Source organism: Pseudomonas sp. Fl5BN2 (assembly GCF_009908205.1).
Lineage (GTDB): Bacteria > Pseudomonadota > Gammaproteobacteria > Pseudomonadales > Pseudomonadaceae > Aquipseudomonas.
In genome coordinates this window covers 125,208-145,977 of record NZ_JAAARL010000013.1, presented here as the reverse complement: position 1 = coordinate 145,977, position 20,770 = coordinate 125,208, and the positions used below count along the sequence as shown (strand labels likewise).

Below are 20,770 nucleotides of genomic sequence, written 5' to 3'. Positions count from 1 at the left end.
TGCCTATTTCTGCGCCAGGCCGTTCTCTTCTGCCGTTACCTGCTGTTATATGGGCGACCACCGACCTTGGAGATCACGGATGAACCTGCACTTTGAAACTCCCAGCCTGTTGTTGCGCCCACGCACGCTCGCGCACTTCGATGCCTGCCTGCACATGGACCTGGACCCTGAAGTCACGCGCTTCATTCCCGGCACCTGGGACGGCGGGCAATGGCATCGGGATTTCCTCCAGTCGCGCCTGAGCGAGGATTTCGGTGAGCGCTGCGGCTATTGGGCAATCTTCGCCAAAGACGCCCCGGATGAGTTGCTCGGCTGGGTTTCGTTCATTCCCTTCGATGCCGTTGGCCCCGAGCTGGAGATGGGCTGGCGTCTGGTGCGACGGGCCTGGGGCAGGGGATTTGCCTCCGAGGCGGCGGGACGCATTGTCGAACATGTGTTCGCTGACCCGGCTGTGCAGCGGATAATTGCCGATGCTCATGTCGACAATGCTGGGTCATTGGCGGTGGCCCGCAAGATCGGTTTTCGCTTCACCCACGATGCAGAGTTCGAAGGATTGCCAAGCCGTTTTTTCGAAATGACCCGTGAGGATTTTCGTCAGCGCTCCGTGGCCGGCTGAGTGCCAGCTGCTGGCAGCCAACAGGCGGGGCGCCGTTGACGGGCGCCCCTGTGGTACTGCCGTTACTGGTTCAGAGGTGACGGCTGACCCACCACAGCACCAGGAAGGCGATGCCGGCCGCCATGGCCGACAACTGGAACAGGTTGATCAGCCATTTCAGGCCCAGGGGGAAGTTCTTGTAGTCCCGCACATCCAGGCCGCCGTTGCGCAGAAAGAGATGGGGCATGGCGAACATGGCGCCGATGCACACCAGCATGAAGAATCGGCTGAGGGGATCCCTCCCCAAGAGCGGCATGCGAATGGCGATGACCCGGCACCGGGACAGGTGCTTGACCATGTCATCGATCTTGAAATAGCCCAGGTAGATCTGGATCACCAGAGACACCAGTCCGGCCATGACGACCAGGACCCAACCCGCGGTGTAAATATCTTTGGCATTGCACATATCTATTCAGTGACCTCCTCAAGCTTCACGACCAGGCGTTCAGCGTAGCGCTCCTCCAGTGGGCCCTGGCACGCAGGGCAGCCGGCCACCATAGCACCCCTGGACCGAGGCTGGGCGCAGGCAGCCCGTGGGCTGCGGTCGAAATGCCGATACCCTGTGGCGTCTGGAGTGTTGTTGCGAGCCTAGCCGGGCATGTGCCCGGCGGATGTCGGACCCGTACCAAAGACCCCATCCGGCATTGGCGAGGCTATTTAATAGCGCCAGGCGCAAGGTTCGGGGGGCAGCTGGACCGGCAAGGCTTCTTCCCATGGGGGCCTCTGGAGATCGGCCAGCAATTTCCTGATGACAGGTTCAGCAATCAGACAGTTCTGAGCTGTTAAAAGATTTGTACGTCCGGCAGGAGCAGGGCGGTGACAAGGGGGCAATGTTTCAAGCGGTCTTGCGCGTGGCGCCGAGGAGGCAGCATGTTGTTACGTTACACGGCTTTGCTGGCGGTGGTCGTAGTGGCCTCCGGATGTGTTGAGGAACGGGTGGTTCACGAGCGACGGGTGGTGGAGCGCTCGGCTCCGGTGGAGTACGTCGAGGTGGTTGCGCCACAGCCACCACCGGAGCGGGTCATCGAGGTCGAACCCGAACCGCGCCCGGGTTATCTCTGGGCCCGTGGCTACTGGCATTGGAACGGGCAGCACTATGTTGCGGTGCGTGGCCATTGGGAGCCGCAACGCCCGGGGTATCGTTATGTGCATCCCTATTGGGAGCGCCATGGCGATGGCTGGCATTGGCACGCGGGCGCCTGGGCCAACTGACCCGGCAACTTCATGTGTGACCTGCAGAGCGATCCTCGGATCGCTGTTTTTTTGCCCGCGTTTTTTGCGCTGATCGGCTCAGGCGTCAGACCAGGCCCAGGGTGTTGGCCCGGGCACCGGGAAAGACCGTCTGCAATTGAGCGCTGGACAGGCCCCAGGTGCTGCCCAGCAAGCCACCCAGTAGATCGCGGTAGTTGTTGAGCACCGGGTAGTCACGGTTCTGCAGCAGGCTCTGGGCGTTCACGGCCACTTGTTCACCGGCCACGCGCCCACCGTGGACCCGACCACCCAGTACCCAGTACACCGTGCCGTGCCCGTGATCGGTGCCCTTGGCGCCGTTCTCGCGAAAGGTCCGGCCAAACTCGGACACCACCACCACGAGGCTGTCGTTCCAGTGCTCACCCATGGCCTCGGCGTAGGCTGCCAGCCCTTGTCCGAGGTTGGCCAGGTTATTGGCCAGCTGACCCTGGGTGCTGCCCTGGTTGACGTGGGTATCCCAACCGCCGACATCGACGAAACCCAGGCGGTATTGCTCGCGCATCAAGCTGGCCATGCGCCGGGTCTGGGCGGCGAAGTTCTGTGCATTGGCCGCACCGCGATTGGCGGCGAGCATTTCTTCCTGCAGGTCCCTGGAGACTTTCTGGCGCAGTGCCAGGCCATCGCTGGCCGCTGCGGCGTAGGGCGTATGTTGGTACATGGAGGAGAGAATGGCCGCCTGGCGATCATCGAAAGTCGCCTTGCCGGCTCCGCGCAAGGACAGGTTGGGAATGTCCTGGGCACCCTGGAAACTCAGGGGCAGGGCATCGGTAAAGGCGATGGGCGCACTGTCGGGTACTTGCCGCGCCAGGCGCGCGAGGAAGCCTGAGTCGTAGTGTTTGCGCTGCTGGCTCGGCTGGCCGGACTCGATGTTGTCCTGGGTCTCGAAGTGGCTGCGGGACAGGTCGTCGGTACCGGAAAAGGGCACGAAGGCTAACTGTTTACGCTGCCACAACGGGTACAACGAATCCCTTAGCACCGGGTTCAAGCCCCAGTGACTGTCCAGGGCAATGGCGCTTTGCGCGTTGTGCGGATCGGGGCGGGCGATGGCCAGGGTCGGGCGCGACTCGTAGTAGAAGTCGCTGGCGTAAGGCACCAGCAGGTTGTTGCAGTCATAGCCGCCGCGCAGGAACACCAGCAGGGTACGCGGTGCCGAGGCCGGGGCGGCGAACAGCCGGGCGGAAAACGTCAGGCTGGGCAGGGCGGCTGCGGCAACGGCAGCCATCAGTAGTTGGCGACGATTCATCAGGGCTCCTGATCAGGCGGCGTGGCGCTCCGCCAGGGTGCGTTCAGCGATTGTTGAAGTCCGGCGAGGACAGCAGAAAAGTGTTCCATTCCTGGGGCGAAACGGCCTGGTCCAGGGCACTGCGGGTGGCGCTGGAAAGACGCGGGGAGATCGCCTGGTAAAACAGTGGTGTGGTGATCAAGGGGAAACCCGGCCCCGGCAGCGTGCTGCATTCGACGGTGAACAGGCGGTTGTCGCCCCTGCCAATGGCCCGGGCAATCTCGAAGCGCTTGGCCATTTGTCCGGAACTCGACCAGCCGCTGGCCACCAACGGCCAGCCGTCAGGGGTTATTCGGCCGAACAGCGGCTCACCCAATTGATTGAGCCAGTTGACCGGCGGCCGCGGATTGGCCAGGGGCTTACCGTCGTAGGCCAGGCGCAGCGCCGAGATCACGAACTGTTGTGGGTCCTTGAATTTGCCACCGGCACTTTGTTGCAGTTCCGGCGACTGCATCAGCGTGCGCATGACCTGGGCGATATCGCCGTCGCTGTCGCTGAAGGTCTTGGCCAGGCGCGCCACCAGGGCCGGCGGCGGGTTGTCGGCGACGAAGTATTGAGCCAGCCTGCGCGAGATGAACTGGGCGCAGGCCGGCTGCCGGGTGATGAGATCGACGGCCTGGGTAATCTCGTCAAAACCGCGGCCTTGGATGGTGTGGCCGAGCAACTGCTTGTCACTGAAGTCATGGCGTTTGGGGTTGAACTGGAACAACCCTTGTTGCACCACCAGGGGCTGCAGGGGCCGGGGGAATCGCTGTTCGCGACCGTCCAGAGGAATCAGTCCGGCTCCGGTCAGGATCAACGCCAGCTGTTGCACATCTTCCTGACTGTAGCCCGCACCGACACCGAGGCTGTGCAGCTCCATCAACTCTCGGGCGTAGTTCTCGTTGACCTTGCCCTTGGCGTTTTGCGCGTTGTCGAGGTACTCGAGCATGGCCGGGCTTTTCAGCGTGGCCAGCAGCAGGTCCTTGAACTTGCCCAGGGCATGGGGGCGGATGGCGTGTTCAACGTAATCGGTGGTCAGCACCCGCACCCGGCCTTTGCCCTGGAACACACTGAAGTGATTGAGCCAGAACAGCACCAGTTGCTCCTTGAGCTGGTTGGGGCCATATACGGCGTGTAGCAGTACGCTGGCCTGGGCTTGCTCGGCGAGGGTATTGGCTTGCTGTCGAGCGTCCTTCTGCGCGGCATTCCTGGCTTCGCCGTCGGGCATCGCCTTGATCTGTTCCTGGCGCTGTTTGAACGCCTGCAACAAGGATTGGCTGGAGTGGGTCATGGCCGGGTCGCTATGCAACAACGCTTCGATCGCCGGGGGGAGGGGGTCGTTCAGGCGATCTGCCAATTGCGCCTCCAGCAGGCCCGAGCGGCCCAGGGCATGAAGGCGCTTGAACTGCGCTGCGTCCAGATCGAAGCCATCACGCCTGAGCCATGCAATGTCCGCGGCGCTGGGTGACGCAGGCTCGGCGGCTTGGGCCAGGATCGGTAGCAACAGGGCAAAAACGCTCCACAGGTGTACACGGCGTGTGAACGGATGAAGCCATTGCATGGGCGAGTTTCCGGGATGGAAAGGGGTGGCGGGAGGAATGTTTCCGGTGTCTGCCGGTGACGTTGAAGTTTGGCTGAACAGTGCGCATTTCGCCGAATGGCTGCGGGGGTGTCGATGGATGTCCGGGCCCATGGCAGATCCTCAGGTGGGAGCCGTACCAGTGCGTGCAGGCCGGATTGCAGCTGCTCTCGCGGTTGGTGAAAATCGCTCTAGTTCAGCTGTTTCAACGATCCATCCAGGGCACTGCCGTCGACCGTTCGTCCGACGGATGGAATTGGCAAGCACTAGTCTCTGCGTCATGCTGTCGACAGGTGTCGTAGTGCCACTATTTTTGTCTAGGCCCGATTTTTCCGGGTGCCGTTTTACCCCTGCGATGGTGAGATAGGTTTTCTGATGAATGTGTTGATCCTGTCCGAGGCGCGGTATGCCCGATAAGGCGTTGGCCGAGGAGCAGCGCCTGGCTGCACTGTATGCCCTGGAACTGCTGGACACTGCTCGGTGTGAGCATTTCGATCGTATTTGCCGTTTGGCTGCAGAGTACTTCAATGTGCCCACGGCCCTGATCACCCTGGTGGATCGTGATCGGCAGTGGTTCAAGTCGCGGGTCGGTTTTGTTGCCGAACAGACCCCTATCGATCAATCGTTTTGTGCCTACACCATCAAGACTGGCGATGTCTTCGAAGTGGAAAATGCCCGCAAGGATGTGCGTTTTTACGCCAACCCTCTGGTGACCGAAGAATCGGGTATTGGTTTTTATGCCGGTGCGCCGTTGATCACCTCCAGTGGGCACGCGATTGGCAGCCTGTGTGTCATCGACAAACAGCCCCAACGCCTGAGTGACGCCGAGCGCCAGCAACTGCGTGACCTGGCGTCCATGGTGATGGAGCAGATCGAGCAGCGTCAGCGCCTGACTCGCCGCGACCCGGTCAGTGGCCTGCCCAACCGTGAGCAATTTCAGAGCGACCTGTACGACCTGGCGGACCAGCATCCGGGTGAACAGCGCGTGCTGGTGCTGGTGGATGCGGTGGACATGACCGTGGCCCACGAACTGACCCTGGCGATGGGCATGGCACCGTTCGAAACCATCGTGCGTTTTCTCGCCCAGCAACTGCTCGCTCACCTGGGCCGGCATGTGCGGGTGTATCACGTCTCGGTCAAGCGTTTCGGTTTCCTGCTGCCGCTGGGCCCTGGTATCGAGCGCTTCCTGGAGGGCCTGGTGCGGCGATTGCGGCGTCAGCCGCCGGGGCTGGAGCTGCCGATGATTCCGGGAGTCTGCGCGGGGACGGTGGAGTTTTCCACGGATCTTGATGCGGTGCCGGACGTGCTGCGCAAGGCCATGTTCGCCCTGGAACTGGCGACGCTCAATCGCAGTACCTGGGCGCCCTATGACGTGGTGCGGGACCAGGCGTTTCGGCGCGCCTTCAACCTTGCATCGGACATCAGCGAAGCCCTCGACAGCGGGCAGATCTACCTGATGTTCCAGCCGCGTTTCTCCCTGCCCGAAGGCATCCAGGTCAGTGCCGAGGCCCTGATTCGCTGGGATCATCCGTGGCTGGGGCCGATCTCTCCGGCGGAATTCATCCCGGTCATGGAGCGCAATGCACTGATCCACCGCGTGACCCATTGGGTGATCAACGCTGTGCTGCATAAACTGCATCTTTGGGGCGTTGCGGACGTACAGCGACTGTCGATCAACCTGTCGCCCCAGGATTTCGAAGACCAGGATATTGCCGACGTGCTCAAGGAAGCCTGTCAGCGCCACCGCATCGATCCGCAGCGCCTGGAAGTGGAAATTACCGAAGGCGCCTGGTTGCGTTCCAACCCACGGGTGCTGGAGCAGTTGAGCAAGATCCGCGCCTTGGGCATGGACGTGGCCATTGATGATTTTGGCACCGGATACAGCAACTTCGCCTACCTGCACCAGATCCCGGCCAATGTGGTGAAACTCGATAAATCCATGGTCACTGACCTGGAGAGCAGCGCCCAGCATCAGAAGATCACCCGTTCAGTGATCGCCCTGGCTCGGGAGTTGGGCTACCGCACCGTCGCCGAGGGTATTGAGAGCTTCAAGTGCCTGCAGATGCTCAGGACCTTTGGTTGCGACGAGGCCCAGGGGTATTTTCTGGCCCGGCCGATGGCCCAGGAAAAATTCCTCGCCCGCAGTGGGGAGCAGCGTTTTCCATTGCAGGGCGGCTTCTAGGAGGTGGGAGTGGGCGAATGCGGTGTCAGCGCTGCGCCGCTACCAATAGCAGCATCGGCCGTTCCCGTTCCTCTTCCAACGCTGGCTGATCGAGCATTTGCTGCGCGCTGGGACCCCACTCCTCGACATGCCGCAGATTGAAGCCGGTATCGATCAGGGCATTGAGCAAGGTGCCAAGGGTTCGATGCTGCTTGATCACGCCTTCCGCCAGCCAGTGGGTGACCCGCTCGCCTTCCTGCTGATAGCTGTCCAGCGGCCAGGACTTGCGTCCCTGGTCATCGACGATCCAGCCCGGGTTGCGCGGGGCCATGAAGATCGGATGCTCGATGGAAAATACCAGACGGCCCCCGGGCACCAGAGCGGCATAGATTTGGGCAAACAGGCTTTGCAAATCCTTGATGTAATGCAGGGCCAGGGAGCTGTAGGCCAGGTCGAAGCGGCAAGTGGGCAGGTCCAGTTGTTCCAGGTCCGCTCTCTGGTAGTGGATGTTTGGCGCCGAGGTGCTCTCGCGGGCAGTCGCCAGCATTTTCTCCGAGACGTCCAGCCCCAGCACCTGCTGGGCGCGGTGTTCGCTGGCCCAGCGGCAGAACCAGCCATAGCCGCAACCCAGGTCCAGCACCTTGAGGCCGTTGATCGCTGGCAGCAGAGCTTGCAGGGCGGGCCACTCCGGCGCTGCGTCGAGGCCGCCGAGGGATCGTCCCATTTGGCTATAGGCCTGGAAAAAGGTCGGGTCGTCGTAAATGTTCTGCGTCATTTCGAGAGGCTCTTTCAGGTTCGTGTGCGGTCCTGCTGTGCAGGATGGTTCAGGCAGTTGAAACGGCTGAGGGGCTTCTTCCTCGGAGGGCCCGACGCAGGCTCGTCGATGGCCGGGCCGGGTGCTAGGCATTGGGAAATGCTAGCGGCTTTGGCTGCTCACGAATACGCATTGAAGTTGTGAATTTGTAACGCGGCAACGCCAGGACAGGCGAGAGGATCTACCTTGGGCGGTGTCGCCGCGGGTTTGGACTGGAAAAATGAGGGCACAAAAAAACCGGCTGCTGGGGCCGGTTTTCTGTTTTTGCATCCCTCGTCAATGTTGCTTGACGCGGGTGCTTTGGATACTTGGAGCGGGTGAAGGGAATCGAACCCTCGTTATCAGCTTGGGAAGCTGGAGTAATGCCATTATACGACACCCGCTCGAACGGCTGACTTTGTACCAGATGTCGCCGGGGATTTGAAGTTTTTCTTTATCTGACGTGCATTTGCAGGTTTCTGAAGCGCTACAGGTCAGCCACACGCCCAGTAAAAACAGGGTGTTTTCAAGGGCGCGTGGCTGCCAGGGTGAAACGCGGTTTCAGATGGCCAGTGCATGCTGATCCTGTACGTAGTGGTAACGCGGACGGCTGTCGTGTTGACCCGGTTTGAGGAACCCCAGCAACGCCTGGCGACTGTCGTGGCAGGCCGCCTTGTGCTCCATGTCGAGGAAGTGCCCGGTGGCCTGGATCGTACTGAAGCTTGCGTGCTGCACATGGTCGGCGAACAGCTTGGCGTCATTGGCCGAGGTGTACTCGTCCCATTCGCCATTGATGAATAGCACCGGCACCTGGATGCTCTTCGCGGCCTCCAGGTAGCACTGGCGGTCGCCGTAGAGCACGTGGCTGATGTGGAAGTGCATCTGCCCGTACTCATGCTCGGCCAGGCTGCTGACATGGCGATAGTTGAAGCGCTTGAACAGCGACGGCAGGTGCTTGCCAATGGTGTCGTTGACCAAGTGCCCGACACGATGGCGATCGAGGCTGCCGAGGTAGTCGACACCGCGCTCCAGATAGTCGCGCATGGGTTCGTTGACCACCGGCGAGAACGAGCTGATTACTGCTTTCTCGATGCGTCGTGGACGCTGGGACAGCGCCTGCAAGGTGGCAGCTCCGCCCCAGGAAAACGACAGCACATGCTCGGCAGCGAAGTGCTCGATCAACTCCAGCAGGATCTGCCCCTCGACTTCCTTGGTGAGCATCCGCTCATGTTTGTTGTGGGCCTTGGAGCGGCCCGCGTAGGGCTGGTCGTAGAGCACCACGTTGAACTGCGGATGCAGGTTTTTCACGGTCTGGGCAAAAGACGCAGTGGTGGCCATTGAGCCGTTGACCAGAATGATGGTCTTGTCTGCGGCATCTGCGCGATAGAACTCCGTGTAAACCCGATACTGCCCCTGTATATCCAGCACAGCGATTTCTGGCCTCATGTCATAAGACTCCTGGCAAGCGGGTATGCGCGCAACTTGAGTGTGCACGTGCAATGTGACAGGTAGGCATACGCCTGGAATGGGAGCCCATGTCGATCCGGTAATGCAGGTCGACGGGTGTTGTTATAGGTGGGCGATTTACCGGGTTGAATGCAGAGCAGGCAGGGCTCAGGCCGGCAAAAGGTTTCTTAGATGCGCTTTCGTGACTAGTCGGTCACAATTCGGCCGACGGACTGATTCAAGCAGGGCAACCGGGAACCTGCAAGTGCATTGGGCAAATTGTTCGACAGCTTCTGCCCAGCGGTCATTCAGAGGCGAATCTGCGTCAGATCAGACGGATTTCGTCCGCAGTCAGGGGGCGGTACTCGCCGGGGGCCAGGCTGTCGTCCAGCACCAGTGGCCCCATGCTTTCGCGGTGCAGGCGCACGACCTTGTTGTTGAAGTGTCCGAACATTCGTTTGACCTGGTGATAGCGCCCTTCGACGATGCTCAGCCTGGCGCTGCGGGGACCGAGGATCTGCAACTGCGCGGGCCGGGTGGTGAGGTCCTCGAAGGCAAAGTACAGGCCCTGGGCGAAGGTCTGGATGTACTCGGGGCCTATCTCTTCTTCGGTTTCCACGTAGTAGTGCTTGGGCAGCTTGGTCTGCGGCTGGGTCAAGCGTCGCGACCAGTTGCCGTCGTTGGTGATCAGCATCAGCCCGGTGGTGTTGTAGTCCAGGCGCCCGGCGATGTGCAGCTCCTGGGGATCGGGCTCGTGGATCAGCTCCAGTACGGTCTTGTGCTCGGGGTCTCGGGTGGCGCTGACGTAGCCCATGGGCTTGTGCAGCATGAAGTAGCGCGCCGGCTTGCCGACCTGGAGCATCTCCTCATCCAGCTCCACACGGCTGAACTCGCGGACTTCGGCCTTGGGGTCGCTCACCGGCTGGCCGTCGATGCGGATGCGTCGTTGCACCAGCAACAGGCGCACCTGCTGACGGTTGAAACGGGGCAGGTTGCTGAGGAAACGGTCAATGCGCATGGTGATCGGCGGCTGGCGGCAAGGTGAGGTGGTTCAGGGGTGCGGCAAGGTGTTGGCGCGCAGTTGCGCCTCGACCCCGGCGCAGCGCGGGCACAGGCAGGACTGATTGCGCAACTGCGGCGGCAAGGCCTCGATGATCGCCGGATCGATGCTCACGCTATAGCACCAACAGGCTTGGCCGACGCTGCGCGGGTCGGCCAGGGTGCAGTCGTTGCGGGCACCGCAGGCTGGGCAAAGGTCAGGTTCATTCATGGCTGGAGTGAGGCATTTCCACACAGGTTCGATTGCGTCCTGTCTGTTTGGCACGGTACATCGCATGGTCGGCACGCGACAGCAGGCTGTGCAGAGTGTCCTCCGCTTGCAGGGTGGTCAAGCCGATACTGACGGTCAGTTGCAGGGGCTGCCCTTCATAGTGATAGCGCTGCTGCTCGGTGAGCAGGCGGATTTTCTCGGCGATCTCCAAAGCGGCACGGCTGTCGGTGTCCTTGAGCAGCACGATGAACTCCTCGCCACCCCAGCGGCAGACGATGTCGGACTGGCGCAGGCAGTCTCGCAGGTCCCGGGCAAAGCCGCTGAGCACCTGATCCCCGGCCAGGTGGCCGTAGGTATCGTTGAGGCGCTTGAAGTGATCCAGGTCCAGCAGCAGGGCACTCAACGGTGTCAGGTCACGCCGCGCCTCTTGCATGGCCTGGGCCGCCAGCAGGTCGAAGCCGCGGCGGTTGGGCAGTTGGGTCAGGCTGTCGAGGGTGGCCTGGGCCTCGATCCTGCGCTGGTAGCGACGTACCACGGCACTGAGCAGGACCAGCACGATGGCAGTGATCACCAGGCAGATCAGCAGGTTGAGGTACAGCGACTGGCGGATGCTGCTGAGGGCGCCGTCCTCGCGCTTGTCGACGAACAGATACCAGTTGAGCTCGGGAATGAAGCGCACATTGAGAAAGTGGCCCTGGCCCTGGGTCGCGTATTCGTAGCTGCCGCTGTGGGGCTTGGGCAGTTGCTCCATCAGTTCCTTGAGGCTTTCCAGTTCCTGCAGCGACTGGCCGCTCCGGGCGCCCTGGGGGCCACCGTCGGCACCGGTGAGGACGATGCGGCCAAAGGTGTCGACGAAGTACACACTGCGTTGATAGCGCTGCTGGTACTTGTCGATCAGCTTGATCACTGCATCCACCGTCAAGCCGACCCCGGCCGCACCGATGAAGCGGTCCTGGTAGTCGTAGACCTTGTAGTTGATGAAGAAGGTCAGCTTGTCCTGGTTGGCCAGGTCCGGATCGACGTTGATTTCGTACGGCGTGGCCATGTCGCGCACGCGAAAGTACCAGGCGTCCCGGGGCTCATCGACCTTGATCTTCTTCAACACACCCTTGGCCTGGTAATAGGTGAGGCTGGTGTTGGAGACAAAGAACGCGGTGTAGGCGTCGTAGTGAGTCATGACCTCGTTGAGGTAGCGGGTCATTTGGCTAGGGTCGCGTTCGCCGGCTACCACCCAGTCACGCATGAAGGTGTCGCGGGCCATCATCGAGGAGATCAGGATCGGTCGTACCAGGTCTTTCTGGATTTCCGAATACACAGTGTCGGAGGTCAGGGGCAATTCGGTGTTGACGATGTTGTCGCGGATCGAGTCCCGCGAGACGTAGTAGCTGAGCAAGGATGTGGCGAGGAAACCGCTGCCCAACAGAGCGATCAGGACCAGCACCAGCGAACGCTGCGAATACAGGGGAGAACGAAGCGGCATGGCGATTCCGTGATAGTGGCCAGATGACGCATTCTAGTGGCACGGCGCAGAAATAACTCGCTCATTGCACGATGAAATTGTCTCGGGTTTGACACGATCTAGGCTTCGCTGGAGCCACCGATAAGTTGCGCTTTGTATCGTCTCTGAAAGTATCTCCAAGTCAGCAGGAGCAAGGGGTTGCCGCCGGTCGGCAGAGTGCCGGGGGGTGTGTTGGCGGTAGCACCGGAGCGGTTTTTTACGGTCTTATGCAATGCCAGTCATTGCCGTATCGACTGGCGCCGTCCAGCGTCGCTGGCGCGGCTTGTATGCGGTCCGGGAGGCCGCCATGTACCGTCGAATCCTGCTCGGTGTCGTGCTTGGTTTGAGTTTGTCTGCCTGTGTGCCCTACTACGTCGGTCCGGGGTATTACCGCACGGATGTGTACACGGTCCCCGGGCCTTATTACTACGGTTACTACCCGTACACTGGAGGCTGGTACGGACCTCACTACTATTACCGCCCCTACTATCATGGGGGATACGGGCCGCACTATTACGGCGGTTACCGGCGTTGGCACCACTAGCCAAAAACAAGGGTGATACAACAGACCGCAGTCTCGGGCGACAAGGGGCGAAGGGTCGAGAGTCATTGCAGGTAGCGGCGTTCTGGCATCAGGCGCCGCTTTTTCATGGGCGCTGGAAACAGGCGTAGCCGATGCTTGAGGGACTTGTATCAATGTGTTGCGTAAATCGCACCAGCGGAGGTTTTTGCGGTCAGATAATTCGTCAGTCAGCCTATTGCTGATTGCCGCCTGCCAGCGTCGCTGGCGTGGCTCTTCGCGGTCCAGGAGGCCGCCATGTATCGTCGATTTCTACTGATTGCATTGCTGGGTTTGAGTCTTTCTGCGTGTGCCCCTTATTACGGAGGTTCCGGCTACTACAGTTCGGACGTCTACAGCTCCCCCGCGCCGGCCTACTACGGCGGCGGATCTTCCTATTACTCGACTGATCGCAGTTACTACGCGCCACGCTACTACCAGCCAGCACCGCGCTATTACCAGCCGGCCCCACGTTACTATCAGCCGCCGCGCGCAGCGTACCGACCCTATCCGAACCAGGGTTGGGGGGGCCATGAGCGCCCTCGCTATTGGAACAACCAGGATGGGGGCGGCCACGGCAGTCGTGACAATCATGGGCGCGGTGACCATGGCCGAGGTGGGCGCGGCCACTGATGCCGAATCGGCAGGGGCCCTGTAGTCGCAGCCTGTGGCAGCGTCTACAGGGGCCGCTCAGTAGTCCGTCAGGTCCGCCAATGGATGGCGCCCCTCCCAGGCCTTGTGGAAATGCGCCTCCACTACCGCCTCGGGCACGCTGTTGATATCCGACCAATGCCAGTGCGGCTGATGATCCTTGTCGATCAGGCGCGCTCGCACCCCTTCGGCAAACTCCGGATGCCGGCAGCAGTTCAGGCTCAGGGTGTATTCCATCTGGAAGACTTCGGCCAGGGACAGGTAGCGGGCACGGCGGATCTGCTCCCAGACCAGGTGCGCGGTCAGCGGGCAACCTTCGCTGAGGGTTTTGGCGGCGCGGCTGTAGAGAATATCGCTGTGGTTCTGCAACTGGCTGATGGCGCGCCAGGCACAGGCCACGTCACTGACATCCAGCCAGGCGTCGATCTGTTGCCGGCGTGGCAGCCACTGTGCCTCGGGCAGTTGTCCCAGGGCTTCTTGTTGCAAGGCCTTGAGCAGGCTATTGAGTTGTCGCGGGGTTTGCTCCTGCCAGTTCAATTGCAGCAAGCCCTCGATCAGCGCCTCCTGTTGCTCATCCAGCAGGAAGCGATCAGCGAGGTTCAGGTCCAGGGCATCACGGCCATTCATGTGCGCGCCGGTGAGGCCGAGGAACAGCCCGAGCTTGCCGGGCATCCGCGAAAGGAACCAACTGGCACCTACATCGGGATACAGGCCGATGCTGATTTCCGGCATCGCCAGGCGACTGCTGGGGGTGACGATCCGGATACTGGCGCCCTGCAGCAGCCCCATGCCACCGCCGAGCACGTAGCCGTGCCCCCAGCAGATCAACGGTTTGGGGTAGGTGTGCAAGTGATAGTCGAGACGGTACTCGGCCGCGAAAAAATGCCCGGCCACGGGCGGCACCTGGCCTGGCTGATCCAGGCAGGCCTGGGCCAGGCTGCGCACTTCGCCACCGGCACAGAAGGCCTTGGCACCGTTGCCCCGCAACAGCACGCAGACCACTTGCGGGTCCTTGGCCCAGGTGTCGAGGTGCTGGCTCAACTGCTGGATCATTGGCAGCGACAGGGCATTCAGGGATTTTTCCGCGTCCAGGGTGGCAATGGCGATGCGTGCGCCATCGGTGCCAGTGAGTTCTTCGACGTGCAGGTTCATCGTGACCTCGATGGAAAACATGAGCGATCAGTATGATCGCTGGTAGGGAAAGTGCTGGTTCTGTGTCAGATCAATTGACAAGCGAAGTCGGCTTTCCTAGGGTGCGGCCATTGTTTTTTCACGGGCATGGCCATGACTGCTGACGATCGTATCAAACTCGAACCGAGCTGGAAGGAGGCGCTGCGTGCCGAATTCGACCAGCCTTACATGACCGAACTGCGGGAGTTCCTGCGTCAGGAACATGCTGCCGGCAAGGAAATCTATCCGCCGGGCCCGATGATCTTCAACGCCTTGAACTCGACGCCGCTGGATCAGGTCAAGGTGGTGATCCTCGGCCAGGACCCGTACCACGGTCCGGGCCAGGCTCACGGCCTGTGCTTCTCGGTGCAGCCCGGGGTGCCGGCGCCGCCCTCGCTGGTGAACATCTATAAAGAGCTCAAGCGCGACCTGAACATCGACATTCCCACTCACGGTTACCTGCAGAGTTGGGCCGAACAGGGCGTGTTGATGCTCAACACCACCATGACGGTGGAGCGGGCCAATGCGGCGTCTCATGCGGGCAAGGGCTGGCAGTTCTTTACCGATCGGATCATCGAAGTGGTCAGCGAGCACCAGCCGCATCTGGTGTTCCTGCTGTGGGGCGCGCACGCCCAGGGCAAGCAGAAACTGATCGACGCCAGCAAACACCTGGTGCTGACCTCGGTACATCCCTCGCCCTTGTCGGCCTACCGTGGCTTTCTCGGTTGCGGGCATTTCAGCCGTACCAACAAGTACCTTGAGCAAAACGGTGAGACGCCAATCGAGTGGCGCCTGCCGCCGGTTTGATCGAGGCGCCAAACGAAAAGCTGCCCAGCGGCTCCTGCATCTTCTGTAGGAGCCGGCTTGCCGGCGAAGGAGGTTTCAGTCCTTGTTCCAATGCCGGAACAAAGGCTCCGCCAAAAACAGCACGAACAACAACCTCATCACCTGCATTGCGGTCACCAATGGCACCGACAGTTGCAAGGTCTCGGCCGTCAGGCTCATTTCCGCAATGCCGCCGGGCATCATGCCCAGGGTCAGCGAGCGCAGGTCCAGGTGGGTCAGCACGCTCAGGCCCAGGGCCGCGAGCCCGGCGATCAACATGGTCAGGGCCGTGCCGATCAGAGTCCGGCCCATGAATGACGGCGCCCGCCGAAAGAACTGCCGATTGAAGTGACAGCCCAGGCCACTGCCGATCAGCCACTGGCCCATCTGGCTGCCGCCGTCGGGCAGGCCGATGTGCAAGTCCCAGGCGATGCTCACCGTGGCGCTGAGCAGCAGGGGGCCAAACAACCAGGGATTGGGTTGACGCAGACGCTGCCAGAGCCAGGCCAATAGGGCTCCTGCGGGAAACAGCAGGGCCAGCCACTGCCAGTCGACAGTGGTGGCCTGCAAGGCCGGCGTGCCTTCCCCCAGCAGGTATTTGAACGCCGCTGGTACACAGAGCACCACCGTCAGCACCCGCAGGCTCTGCCCTGCCGCCACGCGGCTGAGCACCGCGCCATTGCGTGCGCCGAGGTTGACCATTTCTCCGGAGCCGCCGGGCATGCTGGAGAAGAACGCGGTGGCCCGGTCTTCCCCGGTGCGCCGCAGCAACCAGACCCCGACCACGCTGGACAGGCTGGTGACCAGGGCGCCGAAGAAGATCAGGCCGAAGTGACTCATGACCTGCGCCATCACCAACGGGGTGAAGTGCAGGCCGATGCCGATGCCCACCACCCATTGCCCGCATTTGCGGCCGCCGGGTATTTCCGCCAGTTGCCAGGGCGTCAGGCAGCGCACCAGGATAATCGCCAGCAACGAGCCGACCATCCATGGCAGCGGCCAGCCGACCTGGCTGGCGAGATAACCGCCAGCCAGACCCACCAGGGGCGTGCCCCACCACTGTTTGAACCTGACTTCAGACATCGGCCACGGCACGTTGCTGAGCCGCACGCTTGCGCCAGATACGCAGCAGCGGCATCAGCAGCATGATGGCGGTCAGCACCCAGACTCCGAGGGTGATCGGGCTCGACCAGAGGATCTCCAGCGTACCGTTGGAAATCGACAGCGCCCGGCGCAGGTTCTGCTCCATCAGGCCACCGAGGATGAAGCCCAGCAGCACAGGCGACAGCGGGAAATCGAGCTTGCGCAGGATGTAGCCGAAGATGCCGATGCCGACCATCAGGAACAGGTCGAAGGTGGTGGCGTGTACCGCATAGACGCCGATCCCGGTGATGATCGCGATGACGGGCACCAGGGCCCAGTTGGGCACGGCGAGGATGCGGGTGAAGATGCGGATCATCGGGATGTTGAGGATCACCAGCATGATATTGGCGATGAACAACGAGGCGATCAGGCCCCAGACGATATCCGGCTGCTGCTGGAACAGCAGTGGGCCGGGGGTGATGTTGTACAGCGATAGGGCGCCGATCATCACCGCCGTGGTGCCGGAACCGGGCACGCCGAGGGTTAGCATCGGCACCAGGGCGCCGCAGGCCGAAGCGCCAATCGCGGTTTCGGGGGCGGCGAGGCCGCGCTTGTCGCCTTCACCAAAGGTCCCGCTGGCACCGGCGAGGCGTTTCTCGGTCATGTAGGCCACGGCACTGGCCAGGGTCGCGCCGGCACCGGGCAACACGCCCATGATGAAACCCAGCAGGCCGCAGCGGATGTTCACCACGAACACCGAGGCCGCTTCCTTGAAGTTGAACATCATGCGTCCGGTGGCTTTCACCGCCTCTTGGCCACGATGGGTCTTCTCCAGCAGCAACAGGATCTCACTGATGGAGAACAAGCCCAGCACCAGCACCACGAACTGGATGCCGTCGGTGAGGTGGATGTTGTCCCCGGTGAAACGGTACACGCCACTGTTGGCGTCGATGCCGACCGCGGAGAGAAACAGGCCGATCAACGCGGCAATGAAGGTCTTCAACGGCCGGTCGCCGGCCATGCCGCCGAGGCAGACGATGGCGAACACCATCAGCACGAAGTATTCCGCCGGGCCGAAGGCGATTGCCCACTTGGCCAGCAACGGGGCGAACAGCACCATGCCGCAGGTGGCGATGAAGGCACCGATGAACGAACTCCACGCCGACAGCGACAGGGCAACCCCGGCCATGCCCTTGCGGGCCATGGGGTAGCCGTCGAGGGTGGTCATTACGGTGGAGGCTTCACCGGGAATGTTCAGCAGGATCGAGCTGATCCGGCCGCCGTATTCGCAGCCCAGGTACACCGCCGCCAGCAGGATCAGCGCCGATTCCGGTGGCAGGCCCAGGGCGAAGGCGATAGGAATCAGCAGTGCCACGCCGTTGATCGGGCCCAGGCCCGGGAGCAGGCCGACCACGGTGCCGATCAACGTGCCGGACAGGGCGGTGACCAGGTTGTAGGGGGTCAGCGCGACGCCGAACCCCTGGCCCAGATAACTCAGGGTATCCATATCAATTCTCCAGAACGTCGAGCAGGCCGAGGGGCAGTGGCACGTCCATGACCCGGTCGAACAGCCAGTAGAGGCCGATGCTGAGCAGGCTGACGATCACCAGGCTGGGCAGCCAGCGGCCGCCGTACAGGCGAGCCATCGGAACACCGATCAAGGTGCTGGCGACGATGAAACCCAAGGGTTCGAAGGTGCCGGCAAAGACCAGCAGCAAGACCACGCAGAGGGTGATCTTGGTCAGGGTCTGCCGGTCCAGGGGCGGTTCTTCTTCGCTGTGCTTGATCGGAGCCGGGCGAAACAACATGTACAGCAGGGCCAGGCTCATCAGGCCGAGCATCAGCAGGGGGAAGGCTCGCGGGCCTACCGGTTCGTAGGAAAAGGCCGCCTGGTAGGGCCAGGCCATCAGTGCCAGACCGGCACAGGCCAGCAGCAACACCGCGGCGAAGAGACGTTGAACGAGCATGGCTAACTCCCGGGCCCGGCCCCCGATGCGCGAGGGCCGAGCCGTTAGAAAGGGACGGTCACTGGATCAGGCCGAACTCTTTGGCCAGGGTCTTGTAGTCGGCTACCTGCTGCTTCACGTAGGTGTCCAACTCGGGGCCGGTCATGGCGAAGGGGAACAGTTCGCGCTGGTCACGCAGCTTGGCGAAGTTTTCGGAGGCCAGCAGTTTGTCGAAGGCGTCTTTCCACCAGGCGTATTCAGCGTCGCTGACTTTTGGCCCGAGGTAGAAGCCGCGTACCACCGGCCAGACGATGTCGTAGCCCTGTTCCTTGGCGGTGGGGATATCCTTCATTTCCGGTTCGTCCAGGCGCTGGGCGGAGAACACCGCCAGCAGGCGCATGTCGCCGGCCTGGATGTGTGGCATGGAGTCGGAGATGTCGGTGCTGCCTACCTGGATATGCCCGCCCAGCAGGGCGGTGGCGATTTCCCCGCCGCCTTCCAGGGCCACGTAGCGCAGGTCCCGAGGGTTGATCCCAGCGGCCTTGGCGATCAGCGCGGTCTGCATCCAGTCCTGGCTGCCGACAGTGCCGCCGGAGCCGATCACCACTTTGCTCGGGTCTTTCTTCAGGGCCTGGACCAGATCGTCGAGGGTCTTGTAGGGCGAATCGCTTTTCACCGCGATGGCGCCGTAGCTGGTACCTACCGCTGCCAGCCAGCGCACCGCGTTTTCATCGAAACGGCCGAATTTGCCCTGGGCCAGGTTCAGCAGCGAGCCGCTGGACCAGGCGACCAATGTCCCGGCGTCGGCTGGACGCTGGGCCACTACCGCGTTGTAGGCCACGGCACCGACACCGCCGGGCATGTAGGTCACGCGCATCGGCTTGGTGAGAATCTTCTCGTTGATCAGGGCGCTTTGCGCCAGCTTGCAGGTCAGGTCGAAACCGCCGCCGGGGGAGGCCGGGGCGATGCATTCCGGGCGCTTGGGCTCGGCGGATGCGGCCAGCAGTTGGCCGGCGAACAGCATGCAGCCGGCCGCGAGGGCGAGGTTACGCAATGAAAGGTCCATGCTTGTCTCCACAGGAGTTGTTGTAGGTATGTCCGGGTCATCCTCGACCCTTTTTTCCGTAGGAGCCGGCTTGCCGGCGAAGGGGCCCATGAGCCTTGTGCGGGGCTTGCGGGCCTCTTCGCTGGCAAGCCAGCGCCTACGACACAGCGAGATACGGAGGGCTTACCACAGGGCCACGCTGTAGCTCACCAGCAAGCGCACTTCATCCGCATCGCGAGCCGAATAGTTGGAACGGTAGGTGGCGTTGCGCAGGCGAACGGCGACATCCTTGAAGGTGCCGCTTTGCACCACGTATTTGATCTCGGTGTTGCGTTCCCATTCCTTGCCGGTGTCGCCGTTCTTCAGGGCAATGTTGTCGCCGCTGAGGTAGCGGGTCATGAAGCTCAGGCCGGGCACCCCGAGCTTGGCGAAGTCGTAGTCGTAACGGGCCTGCCAGGAGCGCTCCTCGGCCCCGGCAAAGTCGTTGATTTGCACGAAGTTCACCAGATACGGGTCGCTGCCATCGACATACGGGAAGGCACTGTCGCCGGACATGTGCTGGTAGCCGGCGCTGAGTTTATGCCCGTTCAGGGCGTAGCTCACCAGGCCATTGAGGGATCGGTTGTCGATCTTGCCGCCTCGGGCCTGGCCCTGATCATCGCTGATGGCCAGGCGCAGGTCGCTGGCGAAGGTACCGGGGCCCAAGGGTTGCGAGGTGACCAGGCCAAGAAAGTGCTGGTTGTAGACATCGTCCAGTTGGGCGAAGTGGTAGCTGCCGGTGATCTTGTCGGTGAACTTGTAGTCCAGGCCGCCGAAATTGAAGTGCTTGCCGGTCGCGCTGCCGGCGAAGCGGCTGTTCTTGTTGTTGAGGCGGATGTCTTCGTAGTTGCTGTCGTCGCGGTCCTTGACCTTGTCCAGGCGACCGCCGGTGAAGGTCAGGTTCTTGATCTCCTTGGAGGTCAACAGGCCGCCCTCGAAGGTTTGCGGCAGGATGCGCCCGTCGTTGGGCTTGAGGATCGGCAACTCGGGGATCAGGCTGCCGATTTTCAGTTCGGTGGCGGAAATCTTCACCTTGCCAGTCAGGCCGAGCTTGGAATATTGATTGGCCGCGCGTCCGTCATCGTGGGTCGGTAGCAGGCCGGTACCGGTGCGGTCGGGGCTGGAGTCGAGCTTGACCCCAAGCATCCCCAGGGCATCCAGGCCGAAACCCACGGTGCCTTCGGTGTAGCCCGACTGCAGGTTGAGCATGAAGCCCTGGGCCCACTCGTCGCGCTTGGATTGCTGGGCGCTGGTGCCGTCGCGAAAGTCGCGGTTGAAGTACATGTTGCGAGTTTCGAAGGTGCCGCTGCTGTCTTCGAAGAAGGCGGCCTGGCTGAGCGGGGCGACGCCGACGAGGGCGGCAGCGCTGGTGAGAGCGGTTGAGGTCAGGCGGGAAAAACGCGCAGGCTGGACAGCCTTAGGGTGCGTGGATGGCATCCTGGGTACTCCGTTATTGTTCTTATTTTGACGAAAACGCTTCGAGGCGTTTTGCGGCTCAGCGGCCATCAAGGCCAGGGCAGTCGAAACCGTCCGTA

At 62.0% G+C, this 20,770-nt stretch carries 19 protein-coding genes and 1 tRNA gene; 5 read left to right on the top strand and 15 right to left on the bottom strand.

Going from position 1 to position 20,770, the window contains the following annotated elements; all coding sequences use genetic code 11:
- Positions 1-79: 79 nt before the first annotated feature.
- The gene (locus GV819_RS19430; protein WP_161757664.1) at positions 80-616 is read left to right on the top strand and encodes a GNAT family N-acetyltransferase; all 537 of its coding nucleotides are present in this window, start codon (positions 80-82) and stop codon (positions 614-616) included.
- A gap of 70 nt (positions 617-686) precedes the next feature.
- Here GV819_RS19430 and GV819_RS19425 read toward each other — a convergent pair whose 3' ends face one another.
- Entirely contained in the window at positions 687-1,061 is a 375-nt protein-coding gene (locus GV819_RS19425; RefSeq protein ID WP_161757663.1) for a hypothetical protein, read from the bottom strand.
- Positions 1,062-1,525: 464 nt separating this feature from the next.
- Here GV819_RS19425 and GV819_RS19420 point away from each other — a divergent pair, with 464 nt between their 5' ends.
- Positions 1,526-1,867: a YXWGXW repeat-containing protein gene (locus GV819_RS19420; RefSeq protein WP_161757662.1), complete on the top strand. Its 342-nt coding sequence runs from the start codon at positions 1,526-1,528 to the stop codon at positions 1,865-1,867.
- Positions 1,868-1,952: 85 nt separating this feature from the next.
- On the opposite strand, the gene GV819_RS19415 is transcribed toward GV819_RS19420, so the two are convergent.
- Together GV819_RS19415 and GV819_RS19410 are read right to left on the bottom strand one after the other, a co-directional pair.
- Complete coding sequence (locus tag GV819_RS19415) at positions 1,953-3,149, bottom strand: DUF1501 domain-containing protein (protein ID WP_161757661.1); 1,197 nt, start codon at positions 3,147-3,149, stop codon at positions 1,953-1,955.
- A gap of 43 nt (positions 3,150-3,192) precedes the next feature.
- Entirely contained in the window at positions 3,193-4,731 is a 1,539-nt protein-coding gene (locus GV819_RS19410) for a DUF1800 domain-containing protein (RefSeq protein ID WP_161757660.1), read from the bottom strand.
- 424 nt (positions 4,732-5,155) lie between these two features.
- On the opposite strand from GV819_RS19410, the gene GV819_RS19405 reads away from it, so the two are divergent.
- Positions 5,156-6,931, top strand: coding sequence for a sensor domain-containing diguanylate cyclase (locus GV819_RS19405; RefSeq protein ID WP_161757659.1), 1,776 nt, complete (start codon positions 5,156-5,158; stop codon positions 6,929-6,931).
- A 25-nt stretch (positions 6,932-6,956) separates the two neighbouring features.
- Here GV819_RS19405 and GV819_RS19400 read toward each other — a convergent pair whose 3' ends face one another.
- The 6 genes from GV819_RS19400 to GV819_RS19375 all read right to left on the bottom strand — a co-directional run bounded on the left by GV819_RS19400 (position 6,957) and on the right by GV819_RS19375 (position 11,899).
- The gene (locus GV819_RS19400; protein ID WP_161757658.1) at positions 6,957-7,685 is read right to left on the bottom strand and encodes a class I SAM-dependent methyltransferase; all 729 of its coding nucleotides are present in this window, start codon (positions 7,683-7,685) and stop codon (positions 6,957-6,959) included.
- Between the two features lie 348 nt (positions 7,686-8,033).
- Positions 8,034-8,107, bottom strand: a tRNA-Gly gene (locus GV819_RS19395).
- Positions 8,108-8,264: 157 nt separating this feature from the next.
- Entirely contained in the window at positions 8,265-9,149 is an 885-nt protein-coding gene (locus GV819_RS19390) for an alpha/beta fold hydrolase (RefSeq protein ID WP_161757657.1), read from the bottom strand.
- Between the two features lie 325 nt (positions 9,150-9,474).
- Positions 9,475-10,167, bottom strand: coding sequence for a 16S rRNA pseudouridine(516) synthase (locus GV819_RS19385; RefSeq protein WP_161757656.1), 693 nt, complete (start codon positions 10,165-10,167; stop codon positions 9,475-9,477).
- 33 nt (positions 10,168-10,200) lie between these two features.
- Positions 10,201-10,419 (bottom strand): cysteine-rich CWC family protein, encoded by a 219-nt coding sequence (locus tag GV819_RS19380; RefSeq protein ID WP_161757655.1) that lies wholly within the window; start codon positions 10,417-10,419, stop codon positions 10,201-10,203.
- Positions 10,412-11,899, bottom strand: a complete 1,488-nt coding sequence (locus tag GV819_RS19375) for a sensor domain-containing diguanylate cyclase (protein ID WP_161757654.1) — start codon at positions 11,897-11,899, stop codon at positions 10,412-10,414. The genes GV819_RS19380 and GV819_RS19375 overlap by 8 nt, the downstream gene beginning before the upstream one ends.
- A gap of 835 nt (positions 11,900-12,734) precedes the next feature.
- On the opposite strand from GV819_RS19375, the gene GV819_RS19370 reads away from it, so the two are divergent.
- A complete protein-coding gene (locus tag GV819_RS19370; protein ID WP_161757653.1) occupies positions 12,735-13,109 on the top strand; it encodes a hypothetical protein in 375 nt (124 codons plus the stop codon).
- Positions 13,110-13,166: 57 nt separating this feature from the next.
- On the opposite strand, the gene GV819_RS19365 is transcribed toward GV819_RS19370, so the two are convergent.
- Positions 13,167-14,279, bottom strand: coding sequence for an enoyl-CoA hydratase/isomerase family protein (locus tag GV819_RS19365; RefSeq protein ID WP_161757652.1), 1,113 nt, complete (start codon positions 14,277-14,279; stop codon positions 13,167-13,169).
- 132 nt (positions 14,280-14,411) lie between these two features.
- On the opposite strand from GV819_RS19365, the gene ung reads away from it, so the two are divergent.
- On the top strand, positions 14,412-15,104 hold the full coding sequence (ung, locus tag GV819_RS19360; protein WP_161757651.1) for a uracil-DNA glycosylase: 693 nt from the start codon (positions 14,412-14,414) through the stop codon (positions 15,102-15,104).
- Positions 15,105-15,179: 75 nt separating this feature from the next.
- On the opposite strand, the gene GV819_RS19355 is transcribed toward ung, so the two are convergent.
- From GV819_RS19355 to GV819_RS19335, 5 genes are all read right to left on the bottom strand, one after another.
- Entirely contained in the window at positions 15,180-16,205 is a 1,026-nt protein-coding gene (locus tag GV819_RS19355; RefSeq protein WP_161757650.1) for an AbrB family transcriptional regulator, read from the bottom strand.
- Complete coding sequence (locus GV819_RS19350; RefSeq protein ID WP_161757649.1) at positions 16,198-17,712, bottom strand: tripartite tricarboxylate transporter permease; 1,515 nt, start codon at positions 17,710-17,712, stop codon at positions 16,198-16,200. The genes GV819_RS19355 and GV819_RS19350 overlap by 8 nt, the downstream gene beginning before the upstream one ends.
- Before the next feature lies 1 nt (position 17,713).
- Positions 17,714-18,172 (bottom strand): tripartite tricarboxylate transporter TctB family protein, encoded by a 459-nt coding sequence (locus GV819_RS19345; protein WP_161757648.1) that lies wholly within the window; start codon positions 18,170-18,172, stop codon positions 17,714-17,716.
- A gap of 58 nt (positions 18,173-18,230) precedes the next feature.
- On the bottom strand, positions 18,231-19,217 hold the full coding sequence (locus tag GV819_RS19340) for a Bug family tripartite tricarboxylate transporter substrate binding protein (RefSeq protein WP_161757647.1): 987 nt from the start codon (positions 19,215-19,217) through the stop codon (positions 18,231-18,233).
- A 162-nt stretch (positions 19,218-19,379) separates the two neighbouring features.
- Positions 19,380-20,672 carry an OprD family porin gene (locus GV819_RS19335; protein ID WP_161757646.1) on the bottom strand — a complete coding sequence of 431 codons (1,293 nt, stop codon included), beginning with the start codon at positions 20,670-20,672 and terminating at the stop codon, positions 19,380-19,382.
- Between the last annotated feature and the right edge of the window lie 98 nt (positions 20,673-20,770).

Coding starts and splice junctions, on each gene's coding strand:
- GV819_RS19385 (WP_161757656.1), bottom strand. CDS start 10,167: ATGCGCATTGACCGTTTCCTCAGCAACCTGCCCCGTTTCAACCGTCAG.
- GV819_RS19390 (WP_161757657.1), bottom strand. CDS start 9,149: ATGAGGCCAGAAATCGCTGTGCTGGATATACAGGGGCAGTATCGGGTT.
- GV819_RS19425 (WP_161757663.1), bottom strand. CDS start 1,061: ATGTGCAATGCCAAAGATATTTACACCGCGGGTTGGGTCCTGGTCGTC.
- GV819_RS19380 (WP_161757655.1), bottom strand. CDS start 10,419: ATGAATGAACCTGACCTTTGCCCAGCCTGCGGTGCCCGCAACGACTGC.
- GV819_RS19365 (WP_161757652.1), bottom strand. CDS start 14,279: ATGAACCTGCACGTCGAAGAACTCACTGGCACCGATGGCGCACGCATC.
- GV819_RS19420 (WP_161757662.1), top strand. CDS start 1,526: ATGTTGTTACGTTACACGGCTTTGCTGGCGGTGGTCGTAGTGGCCTCC.
- GV819_RS19410 (WP_161757660.1), bottom strand. CDS start 4,731: ATGCAATGGCTTCATCCGTTCACACGCCGTGTACACCTGTGGAGCGTT.
- GV819_RS19375 (WP_161757654.1), bottom strand. CDS start 11,899: ATGCCGCTTCGTTCTCCCCTGTATTCGCAGCGTTCGCTGGTGCTGGTC.
- GV819_RS19400 (WP_161757658.1), bottom strand. CDS start 7,685: ATGACGCAGAACATTTACGACGACCCGACCTTTTTCCAGGCCTATAGC.
- ung (WP_161757651.1), top strand. CDS start 14,412: ATGACTGCTGACGATCGTATCAAACTCGAACCGAGCTGGAAGGAGGCG.
- GV819_RS19430 (WP_161757664.1), top strand. CDS start 80: ATGAACCTGCACTTTGAAACTCCCAGCCTGTTGTTGCGCCCACGCACG.
- GV819_RS19405 (WP_161757659.1), top strand. CDS start 5,156: ATGCCCGATAAGGCGTTGGCCGAGGAGCAGCGCCTGGCTGCACTGTAT.
- GV819_RS19355 (WP_161757650.1), bottom strand. CDS start 16,205: ATGTCTGAAGTCAGGTTCAAACAGTGGTGGGGCACGCCCCTGGTGGGT.
- GV819_RS19370 (WP_161757653.1), top strand. CDS start 12,735: ATGTATCGTCGATTTCTACTGATTGCATTGCTGGGTTTGAGTCTTTCT.
- GV819_RS19350 (WP_161757649.1), bottom strand. CDS start 17,712: ATGGATACCCTGAGTTATCTGGGCCAGGGGTTCGGCGTCGCGCTGACC.
- GV819_RS19340 (WP_161757647.1), bottom strand. CDS start 19,217: ATGGACCTTTCATTGCGTAACCTCGCCCTCGCGGCCGGCTGCATGCTG.
- GV819_RS19335 (WP_161757646.1), bottom strand. CDS start 20,672: ATGCCATCCACGCACCCTAAGGCTGTCCAGCCTGCGCGTTTTTCCCGC.
- GV819_RS19415 (WP_161757661.1), bottom strand. CDS start 3,149: ATGAATCGTCGCCAACTACTGATGGCTGCCGTTGCCGCAGCCGCCCTG.
- GV819_RS19345 (WP_161757648.1), bottom strand. CDS start 18,172: ATGCTCGTTCAACGTCTCTTCGCCGCGGTGTTGCTGCTGGCCTGTGCC.